The 17,544-nt window shown below is 70.4% G+C and carries 17 protein-coding genes; 11 read left to right on the forward strand and 6 right to left on the reverse strand.

Annotated features, from left to right (window positions below; genetic code table 11):
• Positions 1 to 4 precede the first annotated feature (4 nt).
• Positions 5 to 1,282: a cation:proton antiporter gene (locus ABZV34_RS17785; protein WP_356276881.1), complete on the forward strand. Its 1,278-nt coding sequence runs from the start codon at positions 5 to 7 to the stop codon at positions 1,280 to 1,282.
• Between the two features lie 164 nt (positions 1,283 to 1,446).
• On the opposite strand, the gene ABZV34_RS17790 is transcribed toward ABZV34_RS17785, so the two are convergent.
• Positions 1,447 to 1,851 carry a MazG nucleotide pyrophosphohydrolase domain-containing protein gene (locus tag ABZV34_RS17790; protein WP_356276971.1) on the reverse strand — a complete coding sequence of 135 codons (405 nt, stop codon included), beginning with the start codon at positions 1,849 to 1,851 and terminating at the stop codon, positions 1,447 to 1,449.
• Positions 1,852 to 2,050: 199 nt separating this feature from the next.
• Here ABZV34_RS17790 and ABZV34_RS17795 point away from each other — a divergent pair, with 199 nt between their 5' ends.
• Complete coding sequence (locus ABZV34_RS17795; RefSeq protein ID WP_356276884.1) at positions 2,051 to 3,049, forward strand: TAXI family TRAP transporter solute-binding subunit; 999 nt, start codon at positions 2,051 to 2,053, stop codon at positions 3,047 to 3,049.
• A gap of 151 nt (positions 3,050 to 3,200) precedes the next feature.
• Here ABZV34_RS17795 and ABZV34_RS17800 read toward each other — a convergent pair whose 3' ends face one another.
• Both ABZV34_RS17800 and ABZV34_RS17805 read right to left on the reverse strand, forming a co-directional pair.
• Positions 3,201 to 4,607: a HAMP domain-containing sensor histidine kinase gene (locus tag ABZV34_RS17800; RefSeq protein WP_356276886.1), complete on the reverse strand. Its 1,407-nt coding sequence runs from the start codon at positions 4,605 to 4,607 to the stop codon at positions 3,201 to 3,203.
• A gap of 8 nt (positions 4,608 to 4,615) precedes the next feature.
• Positions 4,616 to 5,302: a response regulator transcription factor gene (locus tag ABZV34_RS17805; RefSeq protein WP_356276889.1), complete on the reverse strand. Its 687-nt coding sequence runs from the start codon at positions 5,300 to 5,302 to the stop codon at positions 4,616 to 4,618.
• A 443-nt stretch (positions 5,303 to 5,745) separates the two neighbouring features.
• Here ABZV34_RS17805 and ABZV34_RS17810 point away from each other — a divergent pair, with 443 nt between their 5' ends.
• From ABZV34_RS17810 to ABZV34_RS17845, 8 genes are all read left to right on the forward strand, one after another.
• The gene (locus tag ABZV34_RS17810) at positions 5,746 to 6,522 is read left to right on the forward strand and encodes an amino acid ABC transporter ATP-binding protein (protein ID WP_356276892.1); all 777 of its coding nucleotides are present in this window, start codon (positions 5,746 to 5,748) and stop codon (positions 6,520 to 6,522) included.
• A 131-nt stretch (positions 6,523 to 6,653) separates the two neighbouring features.
• On the forward strand, positions 6,654 to 7,487 hold the full coding sequence (locus ABZV34_RS17815; protein WP_356276895.1) for a glutamate ABC transporter substrate-binding protein: 834 nt from the start codon (positions 6,654 to 6,656) through the stop codon (positions 7,485 to 7,487).
• Positions 7,488 to 7,561: 74 nt separating this feature from the next.
• The gene (locus ABZV34_RS17820; RefSeq protein WP_356276974.1) at positions 7,562 to 8,227 is read left to right on the forward strand and encodes an amino acid ABC transporter permease; all 666 of its coding nucleotides are present in this window, start codon (positions 7,562 to 7,564) and stop codon (positions 8,225 to 8,227) included.
• Entirely contained in the window at positions 8,224 to 9,117 is an 894-nt protein-coding gene (locus tag ABZV34_RS17825) for an amino acid ABC transporter permease (RefSeq protein ID WP_356276898.1), read from the forward strand. Before ABZV34_RS17820 ends, ABZV34_RS17825 begins: the two co-directional genes overlap by 4 nt.
• Positions 9,118 to 9,292: 175 nt before the next feature.
• Positions 9,293 to 11,065 (forward strand): FAD-dependent monooxygenase, encoded by a 1,773-nt coding sequence (locus ABZV34_RS17830; protein ID WP_356276900.1) that lies wholly within the window; start codon positions 9,293 to 9,295, stop codon positions 11,063 to 11,065.
• Positions 11,066 to 11,561: 496 nt separating this feature from the next.
• A complete protein-coding gene (locus ABZV34_RS17835; RefSeq protein WP_322747027.1) occupies positions 11,562 to 11,633 on the forward strand; it encodes a putative leader peptide in 72 nt (23 codons plus the stop codon).
• A gap of 72 nt (positions 11,634 to 11,705) precedes the next feature.
• Positions 11,706 to 12,233, forward strand: coding sequence for a cysteine dioxygenase (locus tag ABZV34_RS17840; RefSeq protein ID WP_356276902.1), 528 nt, complete (start codon positions 11,706 to 11,708; stop codon positions 12,231 to 12,233).
• Positions 12,230 to 12,640 (forward strand): rhodanese-like domain-containing protein, encoded by a 411-nt coding sequence (locus ABZV34_RS17845; protein WP_356276905.1) that lies wholly within the window; start codon positions 12,230 to 12,232, stop codon positions 12,638 to 12,640. Before ABZV34_RS17840 ends, ABZV34_RS17845 begins: the two co-directional genes overlap by 4 nt.
• A 275-nt stretch (positions 12,641 to 12,915) precedes the next feature.
• Here the strand turns inward: ABZV34_RS17845 and recX are convergent, their stop codons facing one another.
• Both recX and recA read right to left on the reverse strand, forming a co-directional pair.
• Entirely contained in the window at positions 12,916 to 13,836 is a 921-nt protein-coding gene (gene recX, locus ABZV34_RS17850) for a recombination regulator RecX (RefSeq protein WP_356276907.1), read from the reverse strand.
• Positions 13,837 to 13,839: 3 nt separating this feature from the next.
• Positions 13,840 to 14,967, reverse strand: coding sequence for a recombinase RecA (gene recA / locus ABZV34_RS17855; protein ID WP_356276910.1), 1,128 nt, complete (start codon positions 14,965 to 14,967; stop codon positions 13,840 to 13,842).
• Positions 14,968 to 15,369: 402 nt separating this feature from the next.
• On the opposite strand from recA, the gene ABZV34_RS17860 reads away from it, so the two are divergent.
• The gene (locus ABZV34_RS17860; RefSeq protein ID WP_356276913.1) at positions 15,370 to 16,239 is read left to right on the forward strand and encodes a hypothetical protein; all 870 of its coding nucleotides are present in this window, start codon (positions 15,370 to 15,372) and stop codon (positions 16,237 to 16,239) included.
• Between the two features lie 60 nt (positions 16,240 to 16,299).
• On the opposite strand, the gene ABZV34_RS17865 is transcribed toward ABZV34_RS17860, so the two are convergent.
• The gene (locus ABZV34_RS17865; protein ID WP_356276916.1) at positions 16,300 to 17,514 is read right to left on the reverse strand and encodes an AI-2E family transporter; all 1,215 of its coding nucleotides are present in this window, start codon (positions 17,512 to 17,514) and stop codon (positions 16,300 to 16,302) included.
• Between the last annotated feature and the right edge of the window lie 30 nt (positions 17,515 to 17,544).

Genomic DNA, 17,544 nt, shown 5'->3' on the forward strand with positions numbered 1-17,544 from the left:
GCGCGTGCACTCTGCGGTTCTGCTGATCGAGTTCGGCGCCATCATCCTCTGTCTCGGCCTGCTCGGCCGTGCCGCGGCCCGGCTGCGGTTCTCCCCCATCCCGCTCTACCTGCTGGCCGGTCTCGCCTTCGGCGAGGGCGGGCTGCTCCCGCTCGGCGCGAGCGAGGAGTTCGTCGCCACCGGTGCCGAGATCGGCGTCATCCTGTTGCTGCTGATGCTCGGCCTGGAGTACACGGCGAGCGATCTGGTCTCGAACCTCAAGGCCCACTACCCGTCGGGTCTGGTCGACTTCACCCTCAACGCCCTGCCGGGAGCCGCCGCCGCGCTCCTGCTGGGCTGGGGTCCGGTGGCCGCCGTGGTTCTGGCGGGAGTCACCTGGATCTCGTCGTCCGGAGTGATCGCCAAGGTGCTGGGCGACCTGGGGCGGGTCGGCAACCGGGAGACCCCGGTGATCCTGAGCATCCTGGTCCTGGAGGACCTGGCGATGGCGGTCTACCTGCCCATCGTCACCGCGCTGGTGGCCGGGGTGGGCCTGGCCGCCGGGAGCGTGACACTGGCGATCGCGCTGGGGGCCGCGGGACTCGTCCTGTTCGTGGCCGTCCGCTACGGCCGCGTCATCTCCCGCTTCGTCTCCAGCGACGACCCCGAGAAGCTGCTGCTGGTCGTGCTGGGCCTGACGATCCTCGTCGCGGGCCTCGCGCAGCAGCTTCAGGTGTCCGCCGCGGTCGGAGCGTTCCTGGTCGGCATCGCCCTGTCCGGGGAGGTCGCGGAGGGGGCACACACGCTGCTGAGCCCGTTGCGGGACCTGTTCGCGGCGATCTTCTTCGTCTTCTTCGGGCTGCACACCGACCCGGCGAGCATTCCGCCCGTGCTGCTGCCCGCGCTGGCGCTGGCCGTGGTGACGGCACTGACGAAGATCGCGACCGGGTACTGGGCGGCGCGGCGGGCCGGCATCTCCGTCAAGGGCCGCTGGCGGGCGGGCGGTGCGCTGGTCGCGCGCGGCGAGTTCTCCATCGTCATCGCCGGACTCGCGGTCACCGCCGGTATCGAGCCGTCACTCGGCCCGCTGGCCACGGCGTACGTGCTGATCCTGGTCGTACTCGGCCCGCTCACCGCCCGCTACACGCAGCCGCTGGCGGCACGCCTCACCGCCCGGTTCGGCGGCAGCCCCACGCCCGCGAGCGTCACCGGGCGCCCCGTGGAGGCGGAGGAGTGGACGACATCCGAGGCCGAAGCGGAGCGGGAGGACGACGTACGCCGACGGACGGCTGTCCCGGACTGAGCGGAGTCCGGACCGAGCGGAGTCCGGACCGAGCGGAGTCCGGACCGAGCGGAGTCCGGACCGAGCGGAGTCCGGACCGAGGAGAGTCCGATCCCGTGCCGAAGGGCTCAGGCGTCCGGTCAAAGGCCGGGGGGGGCTGACTCATCCGCTCCAAGGCCGAGGGCTCACGCGTCCGTGCCCCGCCACCCCTGCCCGCGCAGCACCGCCGCCACGTCCGGCGCGCGGTAGTGCTCCCCCTTGAGCACCTTGCCGTCGGCGCGGCGGGCGACGTGGCCGTCCGGCCCCAGCTTGGTCATGTTGGACCGGTGGACCTCGGCGATCACCTCGTCGAGGTCGACGCCGTGGACGAGTGCGGTGCCGTACGCCACGTACACGATGTCGGCCAGCTCGTGCGCCAGCCGGTCCAGCGGACCCGTGACCGAGACCTCGGCCACTTCGGCGGCCTCCTCGGCGAGCAGCTCACCCCGGTGGGCGGCGAGCGCTGGGGAGACCTCCGTCGGCGTGCTGCGGGCGGCGAGACCGAGGGCGAGGTGGAACGCGCGGACCAGGGCGGCGGGCGAGGGAACCACGGAGGGGGAGCCGGTGGAAACGGCGGGGGAGCCGGGTGAGGAGGACTGCATCGCTCGACCCTACCGACCCCGCCACGCCCCCGCCCGTGCCGCTGCACCGCCCCCGCCCTCCCCGTTGCACCGCCCAGTCCGCCCTGCGGCACCGCCTCGTCCGTCCCGCCCTGGCCAGAAGGGTCCCCGGGCTGGCAGGATCGCGCGCATGTTCCAGGCACTCCCCCGCATCGGCAGGCGCCGCGCGCTGTTCGGCTCGGCGGCCGCGTTCGCGGTGTGCGGGCTGCTGCTCTGGTGGCTGCTGCCGCTGGGCGAGGAGACTCCGGGCGGAACGATCACCTTCAGCACGGGCACTCCGACGGGGGTCTACCAGAAGTACGGCGTGCTCCTGCAGAGCGCGATCGCCAAGGACATGCCCCGCCTGGACGTACGTCTGAAGAACAGTGACGGTTCGCAGGAGAACGTGCGCCGCGTGGCCACGGGACAGGCCGACTTCACCATCGCGGCGGCCGACGCCGTGGAGACGTACCTGCTGGGGAACAAGCCGGGCGCGGACCGGCTGCGCGGCTGCGCGCGGCTCTACGACGACTACGTGCACCTGGTGGTCCCGCGCACCTCGTCCGTGCGGTCGGTGGCGGACCTGCGGGGCAAGAAGGTCGCCGTGGGGCCGGACGGCTCCGGGGTACGGCTGATAGCGGAGCATGTGCTCCAGGCGGCCGGCCTCGATCCGAAGAACGACATCTCGCCCTTCCCCGACGGCATCGGGACCATGCCCGACCTGCTCGAACACCACAAGATCGACGCCTTCTTCTGGTCGGGCGGCCTGCCGACCAGCGCCGTCCAGAAGCTCTCGAAGAACTTCGACGTCAGGCTGGTGCCGATCAGCAGCGACCTGGTCGCGAAGCTGCACGAGCAGGGCGGTGCCTCCCGCTACTACCGGGCCGCCGTGATGCCCGCCGACGCCTATCCCGCGGCACAGCAGGGCGGTTCCGTGCAGACGCTGGCGGTGGCGAACTTCCTGATCACCCGGGAGGACTCGGACGCGCGGCTGACGGAGGAACTCACCCGTACGGTGATCAACAGCCGTGACCACATCGGCTCCCAGGTGCACGCGGCCCAGCTGGTGGACCTGCGGACGGCGATCTACACCGACCCGCTGCCCCTGCACGAGGGCGCCCGGCGCTACTACCGCTCCGTCAAGCCGTAAGCCACGGCGGCACAGGCAGGGAAAGGACATCCGGCCGGAACCCGACGGATGTCAGCACGTCGGAACCCGCCATGCGTCATGACGCCTGACCGTGACATGCGTCATGACGCCGCACCGCGACATGCATCATGACGCCTGACCGCGACAACGGTCAGGACGCCGGTTCGGACCTCGGCACCGTCACCGTCACCTTGAGCCCGCGCGGCTCGTGACGGGCGTACGAGAGGGAGCCGCCGCCGACCGAGAGCAGCACCCGCGAGATGGACAGGCCGAGTCCCGACCCCTTGATGTTCTGGTGGCCGGCGCTGCGCCAGAAGCGGTCGCCGATGCGGGCGAGTTCCTCGTCGCTCAGACCCGGCCCGCGGTCGGCGACGACGACCTTCGAGACCTCGCCCTTCGAGAAGACCTCGACCTCGACGCTCTCCCCTTCCGGCGTGAACTTCAGGGCGTTGTCTATCACCGCGTCCAGGGCGCTGGAGAGCGTGATCGGATCGGCCCAGGCGGTGGTGGCCGGGCAGGTACCGGTCAGCCGTACGCCCATGCTGTCGGCGAGGGGCGACCAGGAGGCGAGGCGCTCGGCCGTCAGCTCGCCGATGTCGGTGAGCCGCAGATCCGCCTCGGCGTGCTCGGCGAGCGCCAGGTCGAGCAGGTCGTCCAGGACCTCGGCGAGCCGCTTGCCCTCGGTGCGGACGGAGGCGATCTCCTCGTTGCCCTCCGGCAGTTCGAGGGCGAGCAGCTCGATGCGCAGCAGCAACGCCGAGAGCGGGTTGCGCAGTTGGTGCGAGGCGTCGGCGACGAAGGCCCGCTGCTGCTCCAGGACCTCCTCGACGTTGTCCGCCATCTCGTTGAACGACCGTGCCAGACGCCTGAGTTCCGGCGGGCCGCCGGCGGCCGCCACCCGGGATTTCAGGCGGCCGGTCGCGATGTCGTGGGTGGTGGCGTCAAGGACGCGCACCGGCCTGAGCACCCAGCCGGTCAGCCGCAGCGCCGCGCCGAGGGCGAGGAGCATCGCGGCGATCTCGCCCGCGCCGATGATCAGCCAGCCGTGCAGCATCTTCGAACGCATCTGCCCGGTGGGCGAGTCGGTGACGACGACGGCGATGACGTCACCGTCCCGGATGACCGGTGACGCGACGACGAGCCGGTGCCGCTGCCAGGGCCAGACCTGTTCCGGGTCGTGGCTGCGACGGCCGAGGAGCGCCTCGTCGAAAGCCTCGCGGCCCTCGCCCTCGGCGGGCAGGTACAAGGTCTCGGGCGCGTTGGCCATGACGGCGTGGTTGCGGTAGAAGACGCCCGTGCGGATGCCGTACACGTCGTAGTACGCGGCGAGTTCCTTGATCAGGGTCTGCCGGCGCTCGTCGACGGCGCCTTCCCTGGGGCCCGTCGGCTGGTCGGTGACGAACTGAGCGAGGGCAGCGAAGCGTGCCGTGTCGTCGATGCGGTCGACGACCACGCGCTGCTGCTCGGCGGCCGCGACGCTCCCGGCGAGCGGGATGCCGAGCGCGAGCAGCACGGCGGCCATCAGGACGATGAGCAGCGGAAGCAGGCGGGTGCGCACGGTGCACGCTACGACGTGGGGGCGACGAGGCGGTACCCCACACCGCGCACGGTCTCGATCAGCGCCGGCATCCGCAGTTTGGAGCGCAGGGACGCGACGTGCACCTCCAGGGTGCGCCCGGTCCCCTCCCAACTGGTGCGCCAGACCTCGCTGATGATCTGTTCCCGGCGGAAGACCACTCCGGGCCGCTGGGCGAGCAGCGCCAGCAGGTCGAACTCCTTGCGGGTCAGCTGGACGACCGAATCGCCCACGCTGACCTGGCGGGTGGGCAGTTCGATGCGGACCTGGCCGAGCCGCAGGGCCCCGTCGCCGGCCACCCCGGCGTCGTCGTGGACGCTGCGGCGGCTGACGGCGTGGATTCGGGCGAGCAGTTCCCCGGTGTCGTACGGCTTCACCACGTAGTCGTCGGCGCCGAGGTTGAGGCCGTGGATGCGGGAGCGTACGTCGGAGCGGGCCGTGACCATGATCACCGGGGTGCTGGTGCGCTTGCGGATCTTGCCGCAGACCTCGTAGCCGTCCTGGTCGGGCAGGCCCAGGTCGAGCAGGACGACACCGAAGCAGTCGCTCTCCGGTACCAGTGCCCGCAGAGCCTCCTCGCCGCTGCGGGCGTGCGTGACCTCGAAGCCGTGCCGCGCCAGTACCGCGGACAGGGCGGCGGCGACGTGGTTGTCGTCCTCGACGAGCAGCAGTCTCATTCCGGCCCCCTCCGGTCCATTGGTCGTCCGCCCCGGTTCCTCGCTCGTACAGTGCTTCGCTCGCACAGTTCTTTCGTTCGTGCCGTTCGTGCCGTTCACGTCGTTCGCCCGTGCGGTCGTGGCCCGCGGACAGCCGCGCACGGGCCCAACTCGTACAACTTCAAACAGTCTCATTTTGTACAACCAGGGCACACGCGCGTGCCCCCTGGAAGTCACGCCGATGGACAAGGACGGCGTCAAGAGGGTTCCGGTTGCGGAGGGCTTCCGTTACCCAGCCGGTACCCTGCCGCCCGCCTGGCGCGCACGGGGCGTCCGCGTGCGGCTACGACACGTGTCCGATTGCTATCCGATCGTGATGCTCAAGTTCCCCTCAGATGTAATGACGCTGGTCGCACGGGCTCACTACTGTCCTCCGAAACCGAGGAGGACGGAGCCCCAGAGCGATGACCGAAGTATCGGTGGCCAAGGATGCCGTGGCCGCGACCGAGGACCTGGTCGTCCTGAAGAGCGTCAACAAGCACTTCGGCGCGTTGCACGTGCTCCAGGACATCGACCTGACGATCGCCCGTGGCGAGGTCGTCGTGGTCATCGGGCCCTCCGGGTCCGGGAAGTCCACCCTGTGCCGCACCATCAACCGCCTGGAGACGATCGATTCGGGCGACATCACGATCGACGGCAAGCCGCTGCCCGAGGAGGGCAAGGCGCTCGCCCGGTTGCGCGCCGACGTGGGCATGGTCTTCCAGTCCTTCAACCTCTTCGCGCACAAGACGGTGCTCGAGAATGTGATGCTGGGGCAGATCAAGGTCCGCAGGGCGGACAAGAAGGCGGCCGAGGAGAAGGCCCGCGGGCTGCTCGACCGGGTGGGTGTGGGCACGCAGGCGGACAAGTACCCCGCCCAGCTCTCGGGCGGCCAACAGCAGCGCGTCGCGATCGCGCGGGCGCTGGCGATGGACCCCAAGGTCATGCTCTTCGACGAGCCGACCTCGGCACTCGACCCCGAGATGATCAACGAGGTGCTCGAGGTCATGCAGCAACTCGCGCGCGACGGCATGACCATGATCGTCGTCACCCACGAGATGGGCTTCGCGCGCTCGGCCGCGAACCGCGTGGTCTTCATGGCGGACGGCCGCATCGTCGAACAGGCCGCGCCCGACGCGTTCTTCAGCAGCCCGCGCAGCGAGCGCGCCAAGGACTTCCTGTCGAAGATCCTGCACCACTGACGGCCCGCGCCTCCTCACCGCCGCAGTCCGCTTCCGAACCGACGGTCCTCACCGAAGCCCCTGCTCGAAGTCCCTCCTTGAAGACCCTGACTGAAGACTTGCGACTCCTCCCCACACGAAGGACGTTCACCATGAAGCTCCGTAAGGTCACCGTCGCGGCGGCCGTCGCGCTCTCGCTCGCCGCGACCGCCACGGCGTGCGGTTCGGACGACAAGAAGGACAGCGACTCCAGCGGCGGCAAGACCATCACCATCGGTATCAAGTTCGACCAGCCGGGCATCGGTCAGAAAACGCCCCAGGGCTACTCGGGCTTCGACGTCGACGTCGCCACGTACGTGGCCAAGAAGCTGGGCTACAGCGCCAACCAGATCCAGTGGAAGGAGACGAAGAGCGCCGACCGCGAGGACGCGCTCAAGCGCGGTGACGTCGACTTCATCGCCGCCTCGTACTCCATCACTCCGGAGCGCCAGGCGAAGGTCGACTTCGCCGGCCCCTACCTGCTCGCGCACCAGGACGTCCTGATCCGGGCAGACGACGACACGATCAAGTCGCCGTCGGACCTCAACAGCAAGAAGCTGTGTTCGGTGACCGGTTCGACCTCGGCGCAGAACGTGCACGACAAGCTGGCGCCCAAGGCCCAGCTCCAGAAGTACCCGACGTACTCGGCCTGTCTGACCGGTCTGCAGAACAAGGCGATCGACGCCCTGACCACGGACGACTCGATCCTCGCCGGCTACGCCTCGCAGGCGACCTTCAAGGGCAGGTTCAAGCTCGGCGGCTTCAAGATGTCCAACGAGAACTACGGCATCGGCGTCAAGAAGGGCAGCGCCCTCAAGGCCAAGATCAACACTGCTCTGGAGTCCATGGTCTCCGACGGTTCCTGGGAGAAGGCCGTGACGGCCAACTTCGGCCCGGCGGAGTACAAGAACGAGCCTGCGCCGAAGATCGGCAACATCGTCAGCTGATGAAGGGCCCGCCGGTGCGCCGCCCTCGGGGGCGGCGCACCCGGGCACCACCACACGCGGAAGCGCGGGAGATCGTGTTCGACTTTCTTCAAGGTTACGACCTGCTGGGAGCCTTCTGGGTGACGGTGAAACTCACCGTCCTCTCAGCCGTCGGCTCCCTGATCTGGGGAACGACGCTGGCCGCCATGCGGGTCGGCCCGGTGCCCCTCATGCGCGGTTTCGGTACCGCCTACGTGAACACCGTGCGGAACATCCCGCTGACCGTGATCATCCTGTTCACGTCCCTGGGCCTCAACCAGACTCTGGGCGTCAGCCTCGGCGCGGACGATTTCGACACCATCAACTTCCGGCTCGCCGTGCTCGGCCTGACCGCCTACACCTCGGCGTTCGTCTGTGAGGCGCTGCGGTCCGGTATCAACACCGTTCCCGTCGGTCAGGCGGAGGCGGCCCGCGCGATCGGCCTCAACTTCACCCAGGTCCTGACGCTGATAGTGCTGCCGCAGGCGTTCCGTTCGGTCGTCGCTCCGCTGACCAACGTACTGATCGCCCTGACGAAGAACACGACGATCGCGGCCGCGATCGGTGTTGCCGAAGCGGCGACCCTGATGAAGAGCATGATCGAGAACGAGGCACAACTCATCGCGATCTCGGCCGTCTTCGCGTTCGGATTCATGTGTCTGACGCTGCCGACCGGCCTCCTTCTCGGCTGGGTGGGCAAGAAGGTGGCGGTGAAGCGATGACGTCCGTCCTCCATGACGCCCAGGGCCCCCGTGCCAAGCGGCGCAACATCCTCTACTCGGCACTGTTCCTGGTCGCCTTCGCGGCCCTGTCGTGGTGGGTGATCACCAGCCTCGACGACAAGGACCAGCTGGCCTGGGAGAAGTGGAAGCCCTTCGTCCACGGTGAGGCCTGGAGCACGTACCTCTGGCCGGGGCTGCAGAACACGCTGAAGGCCGCGGCCCTCTCCATGGTCATCGCCCTGCCGCTCGGTGCTTTCTTCGGCATAGCCCGGCTCTCCGACCACGTCTGGATCCGGATACCGGCGGCGGCGGTCGTGGAGTTCTTCCGCGCCATCCCGGTGCTGGTCCTCATGATCTTCGCCGTCGCCGCGTACTCCGAGTACACGAACGTCAGTTCGGACGACCGTGCGCTCTACTCGGTCGTCACGGGACTCGTGCTCTACAACTCCTCGGTCCTCGCGGAGATCGTCCGCGCGGGCATCCAGTCCCTCCCCAAGGGCCAGTCCGAGGCGGCCCTGGCCGTCGGTCTGCGCAAGAACCAGGTCATGCGGTTCATCCTGCTTCCGCAGGCGGTCACCGCGATGCTGCCGGCGATCGTCAGCCAGATCGTCGTGATCGTGAAGGACACCGCGATCGGCGGCGCGGTCCTCACCTTCCCCGACCTGCTCGCCTCCGTGGGCCCGATGAGCGCGTACTACGGCGCGAACACCATCGCCAGCTTCACCGTCGCGGCACTGATCTTCATCGCGATCAACTTCAGCCTCACGAGCTTCGCGAGCTGGCTGGAGGGACGGCTGCGGCGCGGCAAGAAGTCGACGGGCGCGGTACTGCCGCCGGCCGCGGTCGCGGGCACGGAAGCGACCGGGGCGGGCGGCGGCATCTCCATCTGACGGATCCTCACCCGGGGTCGGCGCGACGGGGGCAGCGGCATGATCACCACTGCCCCCGTCACTTGACGCAAGCAGCGGCAATAGGTTGCATACGTTCTGTGATCGTGCACCCCGCTCCGACTGCCTTTTCCCTCACGTCTCCGAAGACGCTGCTCCGGGCAGGGGGCCGCGCGCCGTGGACCCGGTGATCATTGCCGGAGCGGGCCCTGTGGGCCTCGCCCTCTCCCTGGCGCTGGCCCGCCAGGAGGTCCCGTCCGTAGTACTCGACGAGGGGCCCGGCAAGGACGAACAACGGCTCGCGCGGACGGTGGTACTGCGCGAGGACACCGCCGCGCTCGTCGAACGCCTGACCGGTCTCCCCCTCTCCGACGTCGGGTTCCGTTGGGCCGGATGGCGGTCGATGCGGCGCAAGCAGGTGATGCGCGAGATCAGATTCGACACGACGGGATCGTTCGGCGGTGTGCTGGACTCCGACGCCGGGGCGGAGGGCTCTGGAGGCACCGCACGCGACAACGGAGGCGCCGCCCCGTACGGCGCGAAGGGGAGCGTGCAGAGCCCGAAGGGCGGCACGCCGGACTCCAGGGACGCCGGACCGTCCGCCCCGCTGCATCTCCCCCAGCACACCCTCACGACCGCCCTGCGCGAGGCCATCGCCCACGAGCGGCTCATCAAGCTCGCCCTCAACAGCCGCCTCGACTCGATCGAGCAGGAGACCTCGGGCGTCACCGCGCACACCCGGGGCTCCAACGGCACCTGGTGGAGGGGTAGTTACCTCGTCGGCTGCGACGGTCCGCGCTCGACCGTGCGCAAGCTCCAGGACATCCGCTTCCCCGGGCGCACGGCCGTCGAACGTCACGCCGTGGCCGCGCTGCGGACGGAACTGCCCTGGCCGGGCGAGGCGTTGCTGCACCGGATGCCACCGTGGCGGACCTCGGGCCCCTCGGCCGGCGAGGTGACCGCCCGCCCTCTCGCCGACGACGTGTGGCGCCTGGACTGGCTGCTGCCGCCCGGCAAGGACCTGGTCACCCCCGACCTGCTGGTGACGCGCATCCGGGAGACCCTCGCGGGCTGGAGCGGCGGCCCCACACCCCCGTACGAACTGCTCGACACCGGCGTCCACACCGTCCATCACCGTCTCGCGCGCCGGTGGCGGTCCGGCCGGGTTTTCCTGGCCGGGGACGCCGCGCACCTGCTCGGCGCACTCGGCACCCAAGGCCTGGACGAGGGCCTGCGGGACGCCGACAACCTCGCCTGGAAGCTGGCGGTGGCCTGGCACCACGGCCCGCACGAGACGCTGCTCGACAGCTACCAGGTGGAGCGGCGTGCCGTCGTCGCCGCCCGACTGCGCGCCGCCGACCAGGCGCTTCCGCTGCTGCGCGGTGGCGGAGGACTGCGGGCGTACGTGCCCGGATCGGCCCGCGGCCACGACGTCATGCTCACGGACGGGCACCTGGGACGCGGCCCGCTGGGCAGGCCGGGGACGTACGCCGACTCACCGCTCGCACCCCGCCCCTCCGAGTCGCAGACTCCGGTGGACACGGCGCCCGGTGCGCCGGTCGTCGACGTACGGGTGACCGCGGAGGACGGCACGTTCGTACCGCTGCGGGACCGGCTCGGCCGCGGCGTGCTGCTCGTCGTACTGATCGCACCCGGTACGGGGGTGTGGGAGCGGAAGCACTGGGTGACGGCCGGGATCATGCCCCGGCTCGCGGCCGCCGTGACCGCGCTGCCCCACCCCGCCGAGCTCCTGGTGGCCGAGAGCTACCCCGGCGCGGCCGCGCACAGCGTGCTGCTGGTACGGCCCGACGGCCACTTGGTCACCGCGCTGGGCGGGGTGCGCCCGGCCGACCTGTACGCGGCGGCCGAAGCGGCACTGGGCGGCCCTGCCGGGGCGGCGGCCGACGCGGAGCGGGAGGCGAGAACGGAGAACGCGGTGCGCACGGGCTGACGGCCGGGCCGTTCTCCCGCGGGGCCGCCCGAACGCGCCCGCACCCGCTCGAATCTGACGGGCTCGCACTCACGGCGCCCATGTCGCGGCGGGCTTCCCGGGCTCGCCTCGCGGGTGCGGTCCCGGGTCTCCACCGCACCGTCGTGACGCACCGCACACGTGATGGATCGCACGCAGTGACCGGGTGTACCCCGCGGAAGTCCGTCCGCGGGGCCGCCACCCGGCCGCCCACGGGGTGGTACCCGTCCGCCCGCGTGGTCGGGCGCCCAGGCGCGAGGCCGACTGCCGAGACGGTCGGGACCTCGGGTTCTTCCGGCTCACCGTCGTCCGTGAACTCCCGGACCGAGCTCGTCCGCGCCCTCCGCACCCGCGGACCGGTGTCCCGCCGGCCCGGAATCCGTCGGGCCACCCCGGGTGACGGCCTGGTCCACATAGTGACAGTGAGTTGACGGGTCCGAACCGTCATGGTGTACTCCGAATCGTGACCGACACCTGTGTGCGCCTGTGGCGGAGGGTCCATATGGACCTCATCCGCTATGCGGGCTGCGTGTGTCGACCGTCCTGCTGAATTCGCTCCCTTCTTCCCGCGCGCGCCCTCCGTGCTGACGCGCGCCCCAAGCGAACCCTCAGGACGGTACAAGTGTCTGTGTCCCCCTCTGTCTCAGCGCCCCCACAAGCTCCCTCGCAGGCCGACCTGCTCGACTTCGTGCGCCGTGCCGCCGCCGACACCGAGTTGGTCGCCTCGCTTCCGCTCGACCCCCAGGGCCGTACCTGGGTCCGTCTGGAGGGCCCGGGTGGCAGCGAGGCCTGGCTCATCGGCTGGCCCCCCGGTACCGGAACCGGCTGGCACGACCACGCCGACTCGGTCGGCGCCTTCGTCGCCGCGGCCGGCGAGCTCAGGGAGTACTCGCTCGCCGCACGGCTGCCCACCGACGGCTGGCGGACCCTCGAACTGACCGAGGGCGTCGACCGCGAGCGGCGACTGCCGGCCGGGAAGGGCCGTTCCTTCGGCCGCCACCATGTGCACGAGGTGCTCAACGAGTCCACCGAGGAGCACGCGATCTCCGTCCACGCGTACTACCCGCCGCTGCCCCGGATCCGCCGCTACAGCCGTACCGGGCAGATCCTCCGACTTGAGCAGGTCGAACGACCGGAGGACTGGCAGTGAGCGACCACACCCAAGCCCCATTGGGCATCGACGCGTTGCTGGAAGAAGTCCGCACGGGACTCGACCGGGTGGAGGCCAGGGAGGCACACGACGCCGCACGGGCGGGCGAAGCCCTTCTCGTCGACATCCGGTACGCCGCCCTGCGTGACCGCGACGGGCTGATTCCCGGTGCCCTCGTCGTCGAACGCAACGAACTGGAGTGGCGGCTCGACCCCCGGGGCAGCCACCGCGTCCCCGAGGCCACCAGCCACGATCTGCGGGTCGTCGTGATCTGCAACGAGGGGTACGCGTCCAGCCTCGCGGCCGTGTCCCTGCGCCAGGTGGGACTGCGCCGGGCGACCGACCTGGTCGGAGGATTCCAGGCGTGGAAGGCGGCCGGTCTACCGGTGACAGCGCCGTCCCCGTAGTCCCTGTGGTCCCCGTGGTCCAGGCAGACTCCACGGTTCAGGTGGTTCCCGGCGTGGTTCAGGTGGTTCCGTCATGGTGGGCACCCTCTGCCGTAAGGGGCGGCCGCCGTGGCGTACCGGCCCCGGCCCCTGCCCCTGTTCGAAACCGGGTCCCGAATCCGGTCTGCTCCGGTCTGGTCTGGTCCGATCCAGTCTGGTCCAGTTTGGTCCGGTCGGAGTCCCGTGCCCAGAATGGCCGCCGGGCCAGAACTCCCGGTGCCCGCGACCCCGTCGGGTCAGAACCCCTCGTCCCCGATCCCCTCCGTGTCCTCGCCCTCTTCCTCCAGGGCCTGGCGGACCACCCGCAGGGCCATGCCCTCGGGGTAGCCCTTGCGGGCGAGCATGCCCGCGAGACGGCGCAGCCGCTTGTCGCGGTCGAGGCCACGCGTGGAGCGCAGCTTGCGGGCCACGAGTTCGCGCGCCGTCACCTCCTCCTGCTCGGAGTCGAGCTGTCCGACGGCCTCGTCGATGAGCGTCGAATCCACGCCCTTGGTCCGCAGTTCCCGTGCGAGGGCCCGGCGGGCCAGACCCCGGCCGTGGTGCCGGGACTCCACCCAGGCGTCCGCGAAGGCGCCGTCGTTGATCAGGCCGACCTCCTCGAAGCGTGACAGGACCTCGTCCGCGACCTCGTCGGGGATCTCACGCTTGCGCAGCGCGTCCGCGAGCTGTTTCCGCGTACGCGGGGTCCCGGTGAGCAGGCGCAGACAGATCGCCCGCGCCCGCTCAGCCGGGTCCCCTGGGGGCTCCCCCTTCCCGGCCCTCGACGAGGTGGGAGTGCCTCCATCCTGTGAGTCGCCGGACGGCTCACCGAAACCGCCGTTTCTCCGACGCCCCCGTCCACCGCGCGGCCCTCCGTCGCGCCGGCCGGCACCGGCACGGCGTGAATCGTCGGCCGGCGAACCGTGTGGATCCGCCGGAACGTCGCCGTAGTCCGCCGGACCGTCCGCGCCACCGCGCCCGACACGGCCGCGGGAGCCTCCGCCCCAACGGCTCTCGCCCTCCGGTCCGTCCGGATCCCCGCCGGGGAACCCGTCGGAGCCGTACGCCCCGCCGTGGGCTCTTCCACTGTCTCCGACAGCGTCGCCGCGTCCCCCGTACCCCCGCCCCTCCGGTGGCACGGGGTCTGCGTACTCGGCCCAGTCGGTTCGTCGCGTCATGGACTAGCTCTTGGCCGCCGCGGTCTTGGACTTGGTGGTCTTGACCGCGGGGGCCGGAACCGTCTTCGCGGCCTCGTCCGAGGCGGTCGGGGCCGCCGCGTCCGCGCCCGGCTCGACGGTGGGCTCCGCCGGCGGCCTCACGCCGACGCCCAGCTTCTCCTTGATCTTCCTCTCGATCTCGTTCGCGAGGTCGGGGTTGTCCTTCAGGAAGTTGCGCGCGTTCTCCTTGCCCTGGCCGAGCTGGTCGCCCTCGTACGTGTACCAGGCGCCGGCCTTGCGCACGAAGCCGTGCTCCACGCCCATGTCGATCAGGCCGCCCTCACGGCTGATGCCGTGCCCGTAGAGGATGTCGAACTCGGCCTGCTTGAAGGGGGGCGCGACCTTGTTCTTGACGACCTTGACGCGGGTGCGGTTGCCGACCGCGTCCGTGCCGTCCTTGAGCGTTTCGATGCGGCGGATGTCGAGACGCACCGAGGCGTAGAACTTCAGCGCCCGGCCGCCCGTCGTCGTCTCCGGCGAACCGAACATCACGCCGATCTTCTCGCGGAGCTGGTTGATGAAGATCGCGGTGGTCTTCGACTGGTTGAGCGCGCTGGTGATCTTGCGCAGGGCCTGGCTCATCAGACGGGCCTGCAGACCCACGTGCGAGTCACCCATCTCGCCCTCGATCTCCGCGCGCGGCACCAGGGCGGCGACGGAGTCGATGACGATGAGGTCGAGCGCGCCGGAGCGGACGAGCATGTCCACGATTTCCAGAGCCTGCTCGCCGTTGTCCGGCTGGGACAGGATCAGGTTGTCGATGTCGACGCCGAGCTTCTTCGCGTACTCGGGGTCGAGGGCGTGCTCCGCGTCGATGAAGGCGACCTGCCCGCCGGCCTTCTGCGCGTTCGCCACCGCGTGCAGCGTCAGCGTCGTCTTGCCGGAGGACTCCGGGCCGTACACCTCGACCACTCGGCCGCGCGGCAGGCCGCCGACACCGAGGGCCACGTCGAGCGCGGTCGACCCGGTGGGGATGACCTCGATGGGCTCGTTCGGCCGCTCGCCCAGGCGCATCACCGCGCCCTTGCCGAATTGCCGTTCAATCTGTGCGAGCGCGGCGTCGAGCGCCTTCTCGCGGTCAGTACCTGCCATGGGTTCCACCCGATTTGCTTGAGTCGATCGCTTCACGTCAAAGACGCTAACGCCTGCCACTGACAATGCGCCCCGACGCCTGCCCGACCTGTGGATAACTCGGGCACATCTCCACGAAAGCCCTGCCGGAATCCCCGCCATGAGCCTCGCCGGAGATTCCATAAGAATGGATGTTCGATTTTGGTGTCAAGCGCACCACGCGGCACCTCCGAGACTACGGTCACGGTCCGACAACGGCCGGACCCCCGGCGCCGAGCCCGGTCCGGACGGGGACACGACGCGGCGCGCAGCGGGATCGCGGCCCACCTGCCCGCCCGTGTCCTGCGCATACTCTCCGCGGCGTACGGCGGGAGTCTTCGGCCGTACGACGACCCCGTGCTCCGGGCCGTCGAAGCTGAACCCATGGACCATCCGGAGAGCCGCGCGGAACACCGCGGCGGAACGCACCCGCCCGCCCTCACCACTCCACCGGCCACCGTCCCCGCGCCGCGCGACGGCCACCGGGAGGGCGGGGGTGCCCGTGCCGCATGGCGCGCGATCCGTCCCTCCGAGCGCCTCTGCCACGGAACCGGCGCCGTGCTGACGCTCTCCGGGCTGGCGCACCTGGTCGTCTTCGCCGTGGACGGCGGGCCCTGGGACGGGCCCGTCTCCTGGCGCAAGCCCGTGACGTTCGGGCTCTCCTTCGGACTGACGCTGATCGCGCTCACCTGGGTCACGTCGTACCTGCGTGTCGGAGCGCGCCTGCGCACCGCGCTGCTCGTCGTGTTCGCCGTGGACTGCGTCGTGGAGGTCGGCGGGATCACCCTTCAGGCATGGCGCAGGGTGCCCTCGCACCTCAACATGGAGACCGCCTTCGACACGGCGGTGTCGATGACCCTCGCGGTGGGCGGCGGGGTCCTGGTGGTGCTGCTCACCGTGTTCGCGGTCGCCTCCTTCCGGAACCGGCCCGCGGGCCCCACGGGAATGCCGCTCGCGCTGCGCTCCGGGTTCGCGATCCTGCTCGTCGCCCTGCTGTCGGGTGCCGCGATGATCGCGCGCGGTGTCGTCCTCACCCGTACCGGCCACCAGGAGGCGGCGTATCACTCGACGGCCCCGCTCAAGCCCCTGCACGGTGTGAGCCTGCACGCGGTGCTGGTCCTGCCCGCACTGGCCGGGCTGCTCTCACGCACCTCGTGGAGCGACCGGACGCGGTTGCGGATCGTGTACGCGGCGGTCGGCTGCTGGGCGGCGGCGGTCCTGGGCGCCGCCGTCTGGGCGGTCCTCACCTGGTGAGACCCGCCTCGCCGCAGGTCCCACGGGACGGTCCCGGCCGGCCTCGTCCGCCGCTGGGCCTCATCTGCCGAGCAGCCCGCGCAGCCGCGCGCGGAAGGAGGCGGATCGTCTGATCCGCCGCCCGTGCACCCGGGGGTCGTCCGTGACGTCGTACCGCTTCACGTACGCGCCCAGGAAAGCCTGCAGCGTGGCGACCGCGGGAATGGCGATCAGGGCGCCGACGGCACCGAGAAGCGCGGTGCCCGCGATGACCGAGCCGAAGGCGACCGCGGGGTGGATGTCGACGGTCTTGGAGGTCAGCTTCGGCTGCAGTACGTAGTTCTCGAACTGCTGGTAGATCACGACGAAGACCAGCACCCAGAGCGCGTACCAGGGATCGACCGTGAAGGCGATCAGCATCGGCAGGGCGCCCGCGAGATACGTGCCGATGGTGGGGATGAACTGCGAGACCAGGCCCACCCAGACGGCGAGCACGGGCGCGTAGGGCACGCCCAGGGACTCCAGCAGGATGTAGTGCGCGATGCCGGAGATCAGCGCCATCAGACCGCGCGAGTACAGATAGCCGCCGGTCTTGTCGACCGCGATCTCCCACGCCCGTAGCACCTCGGCCTGCCGCGCGGGCGGCAGCACGGAGCACAGCGCGCGCCGCAGCCGCGGCCCGTCGGCCGCGAAGTAGAACGAGAACAGCGTGATCGTCAGCAGCTTGAAGAGGCCCCCGAGCACCTGCGCGGACACGTCCAGGACGCCGGTCGCGCTGTTCTGCACGTACTTCCGCAGCCAGTCGGAGTGGACCAGGCTGTCCTGGACGTCCACCCGTCTCAGGTGGGTGTGGAAGGTCGAGTTGATCCAGTTGATCACCGAGTCCAGGTAGGCGGGGAAGCCCTCGATCATCTTGATGATCTGGCCCGCGAGCATCGAGCCGAGCAGGGCGACGAATCCGGCGGTCACGATGAGCAGGCCGAAGAAGACGAGGAAGGTGGCCATCCCCCGGCGCATGTTGTAGGAGGCCATCCAGCTCACCGCGGGCTCGATCGCGAGCGCCAGGAAGAACGCGATGAGAATGTTGATCAACAGGCCTATCAGCTGGTGGAACGCCCAACTGCCGAGCTGGAAGACGGCGATGAGGGTGAGCGCGAGCACCATGGCGCGCGGCAGCCAGCGCGGCATGCGGGCGCCCTGCCCCGCGGCGTCCCTGCCGGGAGGCGGCGTGGGCGGCGTCGTGCCGAACGGTGATGTCTGCTGGTCGACCTGTGCGGTCTCGTCTGTCGGGGCCACGGTGCAAGTCTCGCCCACGCCACCGACAAT

The sequence above is a fragment of the Streptomyces sp. NPDC005195 genome, from assembly GCF_040608315.1.
Lineage (GTDB): Bacteria > Actinomycetota > Actinomycetes > Streptomycetales > Streptomycetaceae > Streptomyces > Streptomyces kaempferi.